At 64.4% G+C, this 10,831-nt stretch carries 16 protein-coding genes; 5 read left to right on the top strand and 11 right to left on the bottom strand.

Annotated features, from left to right (window positions below):
* Window positions 1-49: 49 nt before the first annotated feature.
* Window positions 50-502, top strand: a complete 453-nt coding sequence (locus V6M52_RS02940; RefSeq protein WP_332699270.1) for a DUF2214 family protein — start codon at window positions 50-52, stop codon at window positions 500-502.
* On the opposite strand, the gene nth is transcribed toward V6M52_RS02940, so the two are convergent.
* Window positions 499-1,173 carry an endonuclease III gene (gene nth / locus V6M52_RS02945; RefSeq protein WP_332699273.1) on the bottom strand — a complete coding sequence of 225 codons (675 nt, stop codon included), beginning with the start codon at window positions 1,171-1,173 and terminating at the stop codon, window positions 499-501. The two genes, V6M52_RS02940 and nth, sit on opposite strands and share 4 nt — an antisense overlap.
* A 48-nt stretch (window positions 1,174-1,221) precedes the next feature.
* On the opposite strand from nth, the gene V6M52_RS02950 reads away from it, so the two are divergent.
* Together V6M52_RS02950 and V6M52_RS02955 are read left to right on the top strand one after the other, a co-directional pair.
* The gene (locus tag V6M52_RS02950; protein ID WP_332689916.1) at window positions 1,222-1,701 is read left to right on the top strand and encodes a DUF2244 domain-containing protein; all 480 of its coding nucleotides are present in this window, start codon (window positions 1,222-1,224) and stop codon (window positions 1,699-1,701) included.
* 61 nt (window positions 1,702-1,762) lie between these two features.
* Window positions 1,763-2,656 (top strand): bifunctional helix-turn-helix domain-containing protein/methylated-DNA--[protein]-cysteine S-methyltransferase, encoded by an 894-nt coding sequence (locus V6M52_RS02955; RefSeq protein ID WP_332699275.1) that lies wholly within the window; start codon window positions 1,763-1,765, stop codon window positions 2,654-2,656.
* A 239-nt stretch (window positions 2,657-2,895) separates the two neighbouring features.
* Here V6M52_RS02955 and V6M52_RS02960 read toward each other — a convergent pair whose 3' ends face one another.
* Genes V6M52_RS02960 through dapB form a run of 3 tightly spaced genes read right to left on the bottom strand, consistent with a single transcriptional unit; the run spans window position 2,896 to window position 4,805 of the window.
* Window positions 2,896-3,510, bottom strand: a complete 615-nt coding sequence (locus V6M52_RS02960; RefSeq protein WP_332690207.1) for a 2,3-bisphosphoglycerate-dependent phosphoglycerate mutase — start codon at window positions 3,508-3,510, stop codon at window positions 2,896-2,898.
* Window positions 3,510-3,959, bottom strand: a complete 450-nt coding sequence (locus V6M52_RS02965) for an EVE domain-containing protein (RefSeq protein WP_332690210.1) — start codon at window positions 3,957-3,959, stop codon at window positions 3,510-3,512. The genes V6M52_RS02960 and V6M52_RS02965 overlap by 1 nt, the downstream gene beginning before the upstream one ends.
* 3 nt (window positions 3,960-3,962) lie before the next feature.
* Complete coding sequence (dapB, locus tag V6M52_RS02970; protein WP_332699278.1) at window positions 3,963-4,805, bottom strand: 4-hydroxy-tetrahydrodipicolinate reductase; 843 nt, start codon at window positions 4,803-4,805, stop codon at window positions 3,963-3,965.
* A gap of 119 nt (window positions 4,806-4,924) precedes the next feature.
* On the opposite strand from dapB, the gene V6M52_RS02975 reads away from it, so the two are divergent.
* Window positions 4,925-5,275 (top strand): VOC family protein, encoded by a 351-nt coding sequence (locus V6M52_RS02975; RefSeq protein WP_332690216.1) that lies wholly within the window; start codon window positions 4,925-4,927, stop codon window positions 5,273-5,275.
* Between the two features lie 117 nt (window positions 5,276-5,392).
* On the opposite strand, the gene coaA is transcribed toward V6M52_RS02975, so the two are convergent.
* The 7 genes from coaA to hisB all read right to left on the bottom strand — a co-directional run bounded on the left by coaA (window position 5,393) and on the right by hisB (window position 10,064).
* Window positions 5,393-6,343, bottom strand: coding sequence for a type I pantothenate kinase (coaA, locus tag V6M52_RS02980; RefSeq protein ID WP_332690219.1), 951 nt, complete (start codon window positions 6,341-6,343; stop codon window positions 5,393-5,395).
* Window positions 6,343-6,666, bottom strand: a complete 324-nt coding sequence (locus V6M52_RS02985; protein WP_332690222.1) for a phosphoribosyl-ATP diphosphatase — start codon at window positions 6,664-6,666, stop codon at window positions 6,343-6,345. The genes coaA and V6M52_RS02985 overlap by 1 nt, the downstream gene beginning before the upstream one ends.
* A 101-nt stretch (window positions 6,667-6,767) precedes the next feature.
* A complete protein-coding gene (gene hisF / locus V6M52_RS02990; protein ID WP_332699281.1) occupies window positions 6,768-7,598 on the bottom strand; it encodes an imidazole glycerol phosphate synthase subunit HisF in 831 nt (276 codons plus the stop codon).
* Entirely contained in the window at window positions 7,595-8,326 is a 732-nt protein-coding gene (gene hisA / locus V6M52_RS02995) for a 1-(5-phosphoribosyl)-5-[(5-phosphoribosylamino)methylideneamino]imidazole-4-carboxamide isomerase (protein ID WP_332699284.1), read from the bottom strand. The genes hisF and hisA overlap by 4 nt, the downstream gene beginning before the upstream one ends.
* A complete protein-coding gene (gene hisH / locus V6M52_RS03000; protein ID WP_332699287.1) occupies window positions 8,323-8,973 on the bottom strand; it encodes an imidazole glycerol phosphate synthase subunit HisH in 651 nt (216 codons plus the stop codon). The genes hisA and hisH overlap by 4 nt, the downstream gene beginning before the upstream one ends.
* Window positions 8,970-9,317 carry a DUF2628 domain-containing protein gene (locus tag V6M52_RS03005; RefSeq protein WP_332699290.1) on the bottom strand — a complete coding sequence of 116 codons (348 nt, stop codon included), beginning with the start codon at window positions 9,315-9,317 and terminating at the stop codon, window positions 8,970-8,972. The genes hisH and V6M52_RS03005 overlap by 4 nt, the downstream gene beginning before the upstream one ends.
* Window positions 9,318-9,476: 159 nt before the next feature.
* On the bottom strand, window positions 9,477-10,064 hold the full coding sequence (gene hisB / locus V6M52_RS03010) for an imidazoleglycerol-phosphate dehydratase HisB (protein WP_332690237.1): 588 nt from the start codon (window positions 10,062-10,064) through the stop codon (window positions 9,477-9,479).
* A gap of 160 nt (window positions 10,065-10,224) precedes the next feature.
* On the opposite strand from hisB, the gene hslV reads away from it, so the two are divergent.
* Window positions 10,225-10,785 carry an ATP-dependent protease subunit HslV gene (hslV, locus tag V6M52_RS03015; protein ID WP_332699292.1) on the top strand — a complete coding sequence of 187 codons (561 nt, stop codon included), beginning with the start codon at window positions 10,225-10,227 and terminating at the stop codon, window positions 10,783-10,785.
* The last annotated feature ends 46 nt before the right edge of the window (window positions 10,786-10,831 follow it).

The raw sequence follows: 10,831 nt of genomic DNA on the forward strand, positions 1-10,831 counted from the left end.
TCGTGAGAATATGTAAGCGTTGATAACATGAGGCGTTGAGGGCCCGCAAATGGATATCGATCTGTTCCTGGCAATCGCGCACCATCTGGCGGTCTTCGCGCTGGTGGGGATCTTTGCCGCCGAGTTCGTGCTGCTCCGACCCGGCATGGCAGGTCCAGGCATTCGCCAGCTCGGCCGCATCGACGCTGCCTATGGTGGGGTCGCTGCGCTGGTCATCATCGTGGGCATTTTCCGCGTCATCTTCGGCGCCAGCGGTTGGGAATATTATGTCGGCAACCTGGCCTTCTGGGCCAAGATGGCGGCTTTCCTGGTGATGGGCCTGCTCACTATTCCACCCACGCTCGCCATCCGCAGGTGGCAGAAGGGGCTGGAGAGTGATGCTGGCTATGTCCCGCCCGCAGCGGACATCGCCGCCAGCCGGCAGTTCATCCATCTGCAGGCTGTCGTCCTGCTGCTGATTCCCATTTTCGCCGCGGCCATGGCGCGGGGCTATGGCAGCTAGGTGCCCCTTGGCAGCGGCGTCTTGGGCTCGAAGCGGCACCATTGGGCGATAGGGCAGCGCCAGCATTCGGGCTTGCGCGCCTTGCAGATATAGCGGCCGTGCAGGATCAGCCAGTGATGCGCATGCAGCATATATTGCGCTGGAATGACCTTGAGCAGGATTTGCTCGACGGCCAGCGGGTTGGCCCCAGGCGCCAGCCCGGTGCGATTGCCGACGCGAAACAGATGGGTATCCACGGCAATGGTGGGCTGTTTGAACCAGATATTGAGCACCACATTGGCGGTCTTGCGGCCAACGCCCGGCAGGGCTTCGAGCGCCTCGCGATCCTGCGGCACCTCTCCGCCATGCCTGTCGAGCAGGATCTGGCTCAGCGCGAAGACATTTTTGGCCTTGCCGCGATAGAGGCCGATGGTCTTGATCAGATCGGTGATGGCGTCAGGCCCCAGCGCCACCATGGCCGCCGGGGAGGGGGCCAGTTCGAACAGGCGCCGCGTCGCCTTGTTGACGCCCGCATCGGTCGCCTGGGCCGACAGCACCACCGCGACCAGCAGGGTAAAGGCGTTGAGATAGTCGAGTTCGCCCTTGGGTTCGGGTTCGATTTCGTGGAAGCGGGCAAAGATGGCCTCGACGTCGGCCTTGGGCAGGCTCTTCACTTTTTTCGCAGCTGCCATTCTCTCGCCCCTGATTCTGCGCCTATAGTTGGGAGGGAAGAGATCACGATGGCAATGCAAACCACAACCACGACGCCGTTGTTTTCCGCCGCGCTGCGCCCCGACCGGTCGCTGCGGGCAGCGGGCGGCTGGCTGGCTCTGGGCGCGGCAGCGGCCCTTGTCACGCCGCTGGTTGTGGCCGTGCCAGAATTCGCGGTGCCGGCCCTCGCCGGATTTGTGCTCACTGCAGCCGGGCTGGTGATCCTGGGCATGCGGCAGGCTCGCAACCAGCGCATCACCCAACAGGTCACGCTCTGGCCCGAACAGCTGGAGATAACCACGGTCGATGCCAAGGGTGAGCGCATGCTCTGCCGCTTCGATCCCAAGGTCGTACGCCTCGTGCTCGATCGCGACATGAACGAGAAGACCAGGGCACTCACGCTGCGCAGCGGCACCGAAAGCTTCGAGATCGGGGCTTTTCTCAGCCCCGGTGACAAAGCCAGCTTTGCCAAGGAATTTGGCCGGGCCCTGCACCGGGCCCGGCAATAGCCGTCCGCGTCAAAACCGGGTCGCTTGGCGCGCGCGCTGGCCCTAAACAGGCACCCTGAACATGAATGACACCATGGGTGTTTCGATGAACCAGCTTGCCCCGATCTCGCCCGCCACCGATTACGACACCATCCGCGCGGCCATCCGCTATCTTTCCGAGAACGGCCCCGACGTCGCTGATCTGCCGCGTTTCGCCCGTGCTCTTGGTATGACGGAACGGCAGCTGACAGAACTGTTCCGTCGCTGGTGCGGCCTCAGCCCCAAGAGCTTTGCCCAGGCAGTGGCGCTCGATCATGCCAAATCGCTGTTGCGCGCCCGGGAAAGCGTGCTCGACACCACCTATGAGGTGGGCCTTTCTTCCACCTCGCGCCTGCATGACTTGTTCGTGACCTATGAAGCGATGCCGCCCGGCGTTTTCCGGGCCGGCGGCGCAGGCCTTGACATGATCTGGGGCGCCGCGCCATCGCCCTTCGGCATGGCCGTGGTGACGGCCACCGAATACGGCATGTCGGGCCTCGGCTTCGCCGATGGCGAAACCAGTATCGAACAGGCTTTCGAGGATCTCGCCAATCGCTGGCCCAATGCCCGCTTCACGCGCGACGACGCGCGCGTCGCCCCGATGATCGCCCAGGCGTTTGATCCGGCCCACTGGTCCCCGGAGCGGCCGGTGCGGGTGGTGCTGATCGGCACCGATTTCGAGGTCAAGGTGTGGGAGACGCTGCTCAAGATACCCTGCGGCCAGGCCACGACCTATCAGAGCGTGGCCAACCAGATCGGCCGCCCGACCGCCGCCCGCGCTGTCGGCGCCGCGGTCGGCAAGAACCCCATTTCCTTCGTCGTGCCCTGCCACCGCGTGGTGGGAACCTCAGGCGCGCTCACCGGCTATCACTGGGGCGTCCCGCGCAAGCGCGCCATCCTGGGCTGGGAAGCCGGGGTGATCTCAGCGGCGCATTAGCCATTCGGGCATAGCCCTCATGGCCTTCTCACCTAAAATCGCTCCACCGGAGCGATTTTAGGTGAGAAGTTTCACGTGAATCGGTGGGTACGCTCTTCACCTCTTCCTTTGGGGGAGAGGTCGACGCGTAGCGGCGGGTGAGGGGGCCTTTGCTGGGTGAGTGCGTGGGGAAGGCCCCCTCACCCGGCCCAAGAGGGCCGACCTCTCCCCCAAAGGGAGAGGTGTAGTTCAGCGGTCGCCTAAAGCTCCACCCGCTCCACCAGCTTCCCGTCGGGACCGATCCGGTAAACCGTAGGCTGACCGGTGGCGATTTCGCGCTTCAGGATCTGCTCGGGCGTCAGGCCCTCGATCGCCATCACCATGGCGCGCAGCGAATTGCCATGGGCGGCGATGAGCACGGTCTTGCCGGCCTTGAGCTGGGGCAGGATTTCGGCTTCGTAATAGGGCAGGGTGCGGGCCGCGGTGTCCTTGAGGCTTTCGCCGCCCGGCGGCGGCACGTCGAAGCTGCGGCGCCAGACCAGCACCTGTTCCTCACCCCATTTGGCGCGGGCATCATCCTTGTTGAGGCCGGCGAGGTCGCCATAGTCGCGCTCGTTGAGGGCGGTGTGCCTGGTGATGGTGACATTGAGGATGCCCATCTCTTCGAGCATCAGGTCGAGCGTATGCTGGGCGCGGCGCAGGGCCGAGGTATAGTAGAGGTCAGGCACGATTCCCTTGGCCAGAAGCGCCTTGCCGGTGGCGCGGGCTTCCTCGATCCCCTGTTCGGTCAGGTTGGGATTGCGCCAGCCGGTGAAAAGGTTCTTGAGGTTCCACTCGCTTTCGCCATGGCGCACGAGGATCAGGGTGCCGGTCATCAAAAGTCTCCGAGATTGAATTGACGGCCGACGCCCATGGCATCGGCAATGAGGGAAAAATCGGCCGCATCCACCTTGAACAGCGATTTGCGGAAATACATGCCCCAATGGCTGGGATTGGTGACGAAGCGGAATTGCGGCAGCAAGGGATAGATGTCGGCTTCCTGCGCCGCGAGATAGGTCGCGCCACGTCGCCAGCCGGTGACGTCCACCGTCATCAGCATAGCCACCGGCTCGCCATCATCAATCGTCCCGATGGCGGTGAAGCGACGCACCGTGTCCTTGCCGCCCAGCGTTTCGGTGGGCGAATAATAGGCGAACCAGTCGCCGGGCCGAACCTGCTTGACCGCGCTATGGATGCCATGGGCGAACATGACGAAGCGATCCGCCTCGCCCATCTTCACATGGGCGCGAGCGGCGACGCCGATCCAGCAGGTCGGCGCGGCCATGGTTCAGAGCCCCAGCACGTCGTTCATCGAATAGAGCCCCGGCGCCTGCCCGGCGGCCCAGAGCGCGGCGCGGGCGGCGCCATTGGCGAAGATAGTGCGATCCTCGGCGCGGTGATTGAGCTCAATGCGCTCGGAGGGGCCCGCAAGGATCACCGAGTGGTCACCCACCACCGTGCCGCCACGCAGGGTGGCAAAGCCGATGGTGCCGGCCTCGCGCGGCCCGGTATGGCCGTCGCGCACCCGCACCGAATGCGTCTTGAGCCCAATCTTGCGGCCGGCAGCCGCCGCTTCGCCCAGCAGCAGGGCCGTGCCGGAGGGGGCGTCGACCTTCTTGTTGTGATGCATCTCGAGGATTTCGATGTCGTAGTCGGCCAGGGCCGCCGCGGCCTTCTGGACCAGGTTGGCCAGCACCGCCATGCCCATGGAAAAATTGCCGGACTTGACCACGCGCGCGCCGGTGCGGGCCGCCTCGGCGATCGCCGCATCGTCGGCTTCCGAACAGCCGGTCGTGCCGATGATATGGACGAGACCGAGAAGGGCCGCCTTCTGCGCCAGCGCGACGCTGGCACCGGGAGCGGTGAAGTCGATGATAGCGTCAGCCCCAACCAGGGCGACGTCCATGTCGTCGGTGATCTTGACGCCGAGCGCTTCGATGCCGGCAAACAGACCTGCATCCTGGCCAATGGCGGCAGTGCCGGGCCGGTCGACGGCAGCATGGAGGGTCATGCCGGAGGCATTGGCGACGGCACCATGCAGAGACAGGCCCGCCTGTGCGGCGACCGCCCGTATATTGGCGGCTCCCATGCGCCCGCCGGCGCCTGCCACCACGACCTTCAGAGCTGCCATAAGTCCATCTCCGCGATTGGGTTCCGCCTATAGCAGCGCCTCGGCAAAACGCCAACAGCCGTGCCCCATTGCTGTCATCATGCTAGGGTTGTGGTTACGGAGAAACCAAGGGAACTGATTTGGCCATCACCAATGCGCTCGCCGGTATCGCGGTGGACGACATCAACAACGCGCTCGATTTTTACGAGCGTCTGTTCGGCCGGCCCGCCGATGCCCGCCCGATGAGCGAAGTGGGCGAATGGAAGCTGGCGGGGGGCGGCTGGGTGCATGTTTTTACCGATGCCGACCGGGCCGGGGCCTCGTCGCTGACGCTGATAGTGGATGACCTGGCCGAGGAGTTGGGTCGGTTGGCCCTGCTGGAACTCAAGCCGGTGGCCAAGGCCATGGGCGACTTCTTCAAGACCGCCAAGTTCCGCGACCCCGATGGCAACCAGATCATCTTCAGCCAGCCCCAGCCGGGAACGTATTAGCTCTTCACCTCTCCCTTTGGGGGAGAGGTAAAGAAGAGCCCGGCCATTCGGGCAAAGCCCTCATGGCTTTATCGCCTCAAATCGCGCCACTGGCGCGATTTGCCCTGCGGGACGGCGCTAAACCCTTCGCAGCTGCACCGTCTCGATCAGATGGCTCTTGCCCTTTTTGAGGATGAGGTCGGCGCGGCCGCGCGTCGGCAGCACGTTTTCGAGCAGGTTGGGCAGGTTGATCGTCCGCCACACCATGCGGCCGTATTCGCCGGCCTCGGCCTCGCTCATCGCGGCGAAGCGGCGGAAGAACGAGGTCGGGTCCTTGAACGCGGTCTCGCGCAGGCGGAAGAAGCGCTCCATGAACCAGTCTTCGAGATCGTCATTGTCGGCGTCGATATAGACCGAGAAATCGATGAAGTCGGAGGCAAAGAGGATCGGCTTGCCGTCCTTGGGCAGCTCGCCCGGCTGCAGGATATTGAGCCCCTCGACAATGAGGATATCGGGTCGGTCGACCGTGACTTCCCCGCCCGCCACCACGTCATAGACCAGATGCGAATAGACGGGCGCCCTGACGCCGCCCTTGCCCGATTTGATGTCGGCCAGGAACTGCACGAAGCGCGGCCGGTCATAGCTTTCGGGAAAGCCCTTGCGCCCCATGATGCCACGCTCGGCCAGGATCGCATTGGGGTAGAGGAAGCCGTCGGTGGTCACCAGATCGACCTTGGGGCTGGCTGGCCAGCGCTGGAGCAGCGCCTGCAGGATTCGTGCGGTGGTCGATTTACCCACCGCCACCGAGCCGGCGACGCCGATTATAAAGGGCACCTTCTGGTCGGGCGCTTCGAGGAAACGGGTCGAGACGTTATGCAGGTGCTGCACAGCCTCGACATAGAATGACAGCAGGCGCGTCAGTGGCAGATAGACCTCTTCGGCCTCTTCCAGCGAGATCGGATCGGAGAGCGTGCGCAGCCGCGAAATATCCTCGCGGGTCAGCGTCATCGGCTCGTCGGCGCGCAACTCGCTCCACTGCGCCTTGGTGAAGTGGTGGTACGGCGCAAGCACGGGTTGACGTCTGACCATCAATACCGGTCCTTGCGGGCGGCCTTTTCGGCGAGGCCCGACTGGGCGGTGCGGGTGTCGAGCTCGGCCATGACCTCGGCGAGCGGCAGGCCGGCGGCGCGCAGCACCACCAGCAGGTGGTAGAGCAGATCGGCCGATTCCTTGACCAGTTCGGCCCGGTTGCCGGTCACCGCCGCGATGACCGCCTCGGTGGCTTCCTCGCCAAGCTTCTGGGCGCATTTTTCCATACCGCGGGCAATCAGCTTGGCGGTGTAGCTCTCATCGGGCGAGGCGGCGGCGCGCAGCGCGATCCGCGCTTCGAGGTCGTCGAGGGTCATGGGCATGTCGGGTATCTCCGGCCGTTGACGGCTTAGAGCAAAAAACGAAGCCGCCGTCACTACGACCTAAGCCGCCATTCGAGCGTAGCTCTCATGGCCTTGGCTGCTCAAATCGCTCCACCGGAGCGATTTGCCCTGTCGGTCGCAGCCAAGTCCATGCGAACGGCGACACCATGCTCGCGCATATATTGCTTGGCTTGCGGAATGGTGAAGGTGCCGAAGTGGAAGATCGAGGCCGCCAGCACGGCGCTGGCATGGCCCTCGGTCACCCCGTCGACGAGGTCCTGCAGGCTGCCGACGCCGCCCGAGGCAATCACCGGCACTTCCACCGCATCGGCAATGGCGCGGGTGAGCTTGAGGTCGAAGCCGGACTTGGTGCCGTCGCGGTCCATCGAGGTCACCAGCAATTCGCCGGCGCCACGCTCCACCATACGCACGGCGAATTCCACCGCATCGAGGCCGCTCGCCCTGCGTCCGCCATGGGTGAAGATCTCCCATTCGCTTCTATTATCACCACCGACGGCCTGGCTCAGCCGCTGCCTGGCATCGACCGAAACGACGATGCACTGATTGCCGAACTTGTCAGCCGCCCGGGCGATGAAATCGGGATCATTCACCGCCGCCGAATTGATCGCCACCTTGTCGGCCCCGGCCAGCAGGAGCTTGCGGATATCCTCGATGCTGCGCACCCCGCCGCCCACCGTCAGCGGCATGAAGCAGTGCTCGGCCGTGCGCGCCACCACATCGAAAATGGTGTCGCGGCCTTCGTGGCTGGCGGTGATGTCGAGAAAGGTCAATTCATCGGCGCCCGCTGCGTCATAGGCCATGGCGGCCTCGACCGGATCACCGGCGTCGCGCAGATCGACGAACTGCACGCCCTTGACAACGCGGCCGCCCATGACGTCGAGGCAGGGAATGAGGCGGGTCTTGAGGGTCATGCCGCACTCCTCAGCAAGGCCAGTGCTTCACGTGAATCAATGCGACCGTCATAGAGGGCGCGCCCGGAAATGGCGCCTTCCAGAACGGCGTATTCGGGCCGCGTCATGCGCTCGATATCGGCCATGGAGGCCAGCCCGCCCGAGGCGATGACCGGGATGGAGGTCGCGCGAGCAAGCTCGAGCGTCGAATCCCAGTTGATGCCGGCCAGCACGCCGTCGCGATCGATATCGGTATAGATGATCGCTGCCACCCCGGCGCCCTCGAAGCGCTTGGCCAGTTCGATCACTGACAGTTCCGAGGTTTCCGCCCAGCCTTCCACCGCAACCATGCCGCCGCGCGCATCGGTGCCGACGGCAACCTGGCCGGGGAACAACCGCGCCGCTTGCTTGACCAGCGCCGGATCACGCACCGCGACCGTGCCGAGGATGACGCGGGCAAGGCCCTTGTCGAGCCAGCTCTCGATATGGGCCAGCGTGCGGATGCCGCCGCCGAGCTGAACCGGGAATCTCACCTTTTTGAGAATGGCTTCCACCGCCGCACCATTGACGCTCTCGCCGGCAAAGGCGCCGTTGAGGTCGACCACGTGCAGATACTCAAAGCCCTGGTCCTCGAACGCCTTGGCCTGCGCGGCGGGGTCATCGTTGAACACAGTGGCCTGCTCCATGTCGCCCAGCTTGAGGCGCACGCATTGGCCGTCCTTGAGGTCGATGGCGGGGAAAAGAATCACGGCGTCCACCTCAGGAAATTTTCGATCAGCTGCAGTCCCAGCGCCTGGCTCTTTTCCGGATGGAACTGCGTGCCGAACATATTGTCGCGACCGACACAGGCGGTGAGCGGCCCACCATAGTCGGTGGTGGCGAGACAATCGTCCGGGCGCTCGGTCATCAGGTGATAGGAATGCACGAAATAGGCGTGCAGCCCGCCCGGTCCATCGGGAATGCCGGCGAACAGAGGATGCGGGCGGGTCATGGAAATGGTGTTCCAGCCCATATGCGGGATCTTCAGCGCCGGATCGGACGGAGTAATTTTCTGCACCGCGCCAGCGATCCAGCCCAGACCCTGGGTCACCACCTTCTCGCGGCCTTCACTGGCCATGAGCTGCATGCCGACGCAAACACCGAGAAACGGCACGCCGCCGCGGATCACCCGTTGCTCCAGCACGTCCACCATGCCGGGCACGGCATCAAGCCCGGCCTTGCAGTCGGCAAAGGCGCCGACGCCAGGCAGCATGATGCGGTCGGCCACACGGACGCGCTCGGGATCGGCCGTCACCTCCACGGTGATGCCGCCCAGCCCATAGGCCATGCGCTCGAAGGCCTTGGAGGCCGAGTGCAGATTGCCGGCCCCGTAATCGATGATGGTAACGAGGCTCATCGGATGGCCTCGAGCTGCGCCATGTCGGCGCTCAGCGCGACGCGCTCACCGCGATGGGTCCAGCCGCGCCAGGCGAGGGCATGCCGGCGCAGGCCGGGCGCGGCAAAGCCGAGCCAGACCGCGCCGAGCACATAGAGCGGGAAGGCAGCATCTTCGCCGATCACGCTTGTGGCAAACACCAGCGCCGCGACCGCCAGCGCAAAGCCGACCAGTTCCAGCCACAGCCCATGCACAACCAGGAAGACCGGCGGCAGCAGGGCGGCGAACCAGGAAAATTTCTCCGGCACGGCGGCGGGCAAGGCAGGCTTGCCGGGCTTGGGATCATAGATGGCGTATAGAGTCACCGAACACTCCAAACTCTCGGTTGTCATCCCGGCCTAGAGCCGGGATCCATCCTGAGATCTCGAGATGGGCCCCGGCTCAAGGCCGGGGTGACACCGTGGTTAGGGCTGACTTAGTGCAAAATGCCCGGCGTTGAAAGCCCGTCGGAGCGACTGGACCGCTCAGAGCGTACCCTTGGTGCTCGGCACCCGATCACCCACGCGCGGGTCGATCTCGACCGCCTCGCGCAGCGCCCGCGCCACGGCCTTGAACATCGACTCAGCCAGATGGTGGTTGTTGTCGGTGTAGAAGTTCTCGATATGCAGGGTGATGCCGGCATTCATGGCGAAGGCCTGGAAGAATTCGCGGAACAGCTCGGTATCCATCTCGCCGACCTTGTCGCGAGAGAACTCCGCCCGGAACACCAGGAAGGGCCGGCCGGATACGTCCAGCGCCGCACGGGTCAGCGTGCCATCCATGGGCAGGTCGGCCGAGGCATAGCGGCGGATGCCCTTCTTGTCCCCGAGCGCCTTCGAAATGGCCTGGCCCAGGGCGATGCCCACATCTTCCGCCGTGTGGTGGAAGTCGATGTGGAGGTCCCCCTTGCAGGAAACATCCATGTCGATCAGCGAGTGGCGGCTGAGCTGGTCGAGCATGTGATCGAGAAAGCCGATGCCGGTCGCCATGCTGTGCGCGCCGGTGCCGTCGAGGTTCACCGAGACATCGATCTCGGTCTCGTTGGTCTTGCGGGCAATGGTGGCGGTACGCATGGGCGGTCTCCGGAATACGGCGGCTCTCTAGCAGATAAGCGGAAACGCTTAAAGATTGCGTTGCATACGGTCCCTTGCCGAGGCGGCGCCTCTGGTCTGCATTGCATTCCTTGGCGACGCTCCTAAATATCACCCATCTGTTCTGGAGTATTTTCCAATCATGAGTGACTCTGCGTTCCCCGGCTGGCACGGGACGACCATCGTTTCGGTGCGCAAGGGCAATAGGGTCGTGGTGGCTGGCGATGGCCAGGTTTCCATGGGCCAGACCGTGATGAAGCACGGCGCCAAGAAAGTCCGGCGGCTGGCCGGTGGCAATGTGATCGGTGGCTTTGCCGGTTCCACCGCCGACGCCTTCACCCTGTTCGAGCGGCTCGAAGCCCGGCTCGAACAATATCCCGACCAGTTGATGCGCGCTGCGGTCGAACTGGCCAAGGACTGGCGCACCGACCGCTATCTGCGCAAGCTCGAAGCCATGATGATCGTGGCCGACAAACGCGAAACCCTGGTGCTGACCGGCACGGGCGACGTGCTGACGCCCGATCATGGCGTCATCGCCATCGGCTCGGGCGGCAATTATGCGCTCAGTGCCGCATTGGCGCTGGCCGAGGCGACCGAGCTCGACGCCGAGGACATCGCGCGGCGGGCCATGAGGATCGCCGAACAGGTCTGCGTCTATACCAATGGCAATGTCACGCTCGAAGCCATCGAGCTCGACGCGTGAGCTATTCCGTCCGACGGCTCACCCGGGCCGATGCCGCGGCCTATCG

Origin of the sequence: Devosia sp. (assembly GCF_036676215.1) — a bacterium.
Classification (GTDB): Bacteria; Pseudomonadota; Alphaproteobacteria; order Rhizobiales; family Devosiaceae; genus Devosia.

Excerpts from the sequence above, each read along its gene's own strand:
- dapB (WP_332699278.1), bottom strand. The coding sequence starts at position 4,805 with ATGGCAGCTCTGAAGGTCGTGGTGGCAGGCGCCGGCGGGCGCATGGGA.
- V6M52_RS02965 (WP_332690210.1), bottom strand. The coding sequence starts at position 3,959 with ATGGCCGCGCCGACCTGCTGGATCGGCGTCGCCGCTCGCGCCCATGTG.
- hisB (WP_332690237.1), bottom strand. The coding sequence starts at position 10,064 with ATGCGTACCGCCACCATTGCCCGCAAGACCAACGAGACCGAGATCGAT.
- V6M52_RS02985 (WP_332690222.1), bottom strand. The coding sequence starts at position 6,666 with ATGCCCATGACCCTCGACGACCTCGAAGCGCGGATCGCGCTGCGCGCC.
- V6M52_RS02940 (WP_332699270.1), top strand. The coding sequence starts at position 50 with ATGGATATCGATCTGTTCCTGGCAATCGCGCACCATCTGGCGGTCTTC.
- hslV (WP_332699292.1), top strand. The coding sequence starts at position 10,225 with ATGAGTGACTCTGCGTTCCCCGGCTGGCACGGGACGACCATCGTTTCG.
- nth (WP_332699273.1), bottom strand. The coding sequence starts at position 1,173 with ATGGCAGCTGCGAAAAAAGTGAAGAGCCTGCCCAAGGCCGACGTCGAG.
- hisF (WP_332699281.1), bottom strand. The coding sequence starts at position 7,598 with ATGACCCTCAAGACCCGCCTCATTCCCTGCCTCGACGTCATGGGCGGC.
- hisH (WP_332699287.1), bottom strand. The coding sequence starts at position 8,973 with ATGAGCCTCGTTACCATCATCGATTACGGGGCCGGCAATCTGCACTCG.
- coaA (WP_332690219.1), bottom strand. The coding sequence starts at position 6,343 with ATGGTCAGACGTCAACCCGTGCTTGCGCCGTACCACCACTTCACCAAG.
- V6M52_RS02950 (WP_332689916.1), top strand. The coding sequence starts at position 1,222 with ATGGCAATGCAAACCACAACCACGACGCCGTTGTTTTCCGCCGCGCTG.
- V6M52_RS02955 (WP_332699275.1), top strand. The coding sequence starts at position 1,763 with ATGAATGACACCATGGGTGTTTCGATGAACCAGCTTGCCCCGATCTCG.
- V6M52_RS02960 (WP_332690207.1), bottom strand. The coding sequence starts at position 3,510 with ATGACCGGCACCCTGATCCTCGTGCGCCATGGCGAAAGCGAGTGGAAC.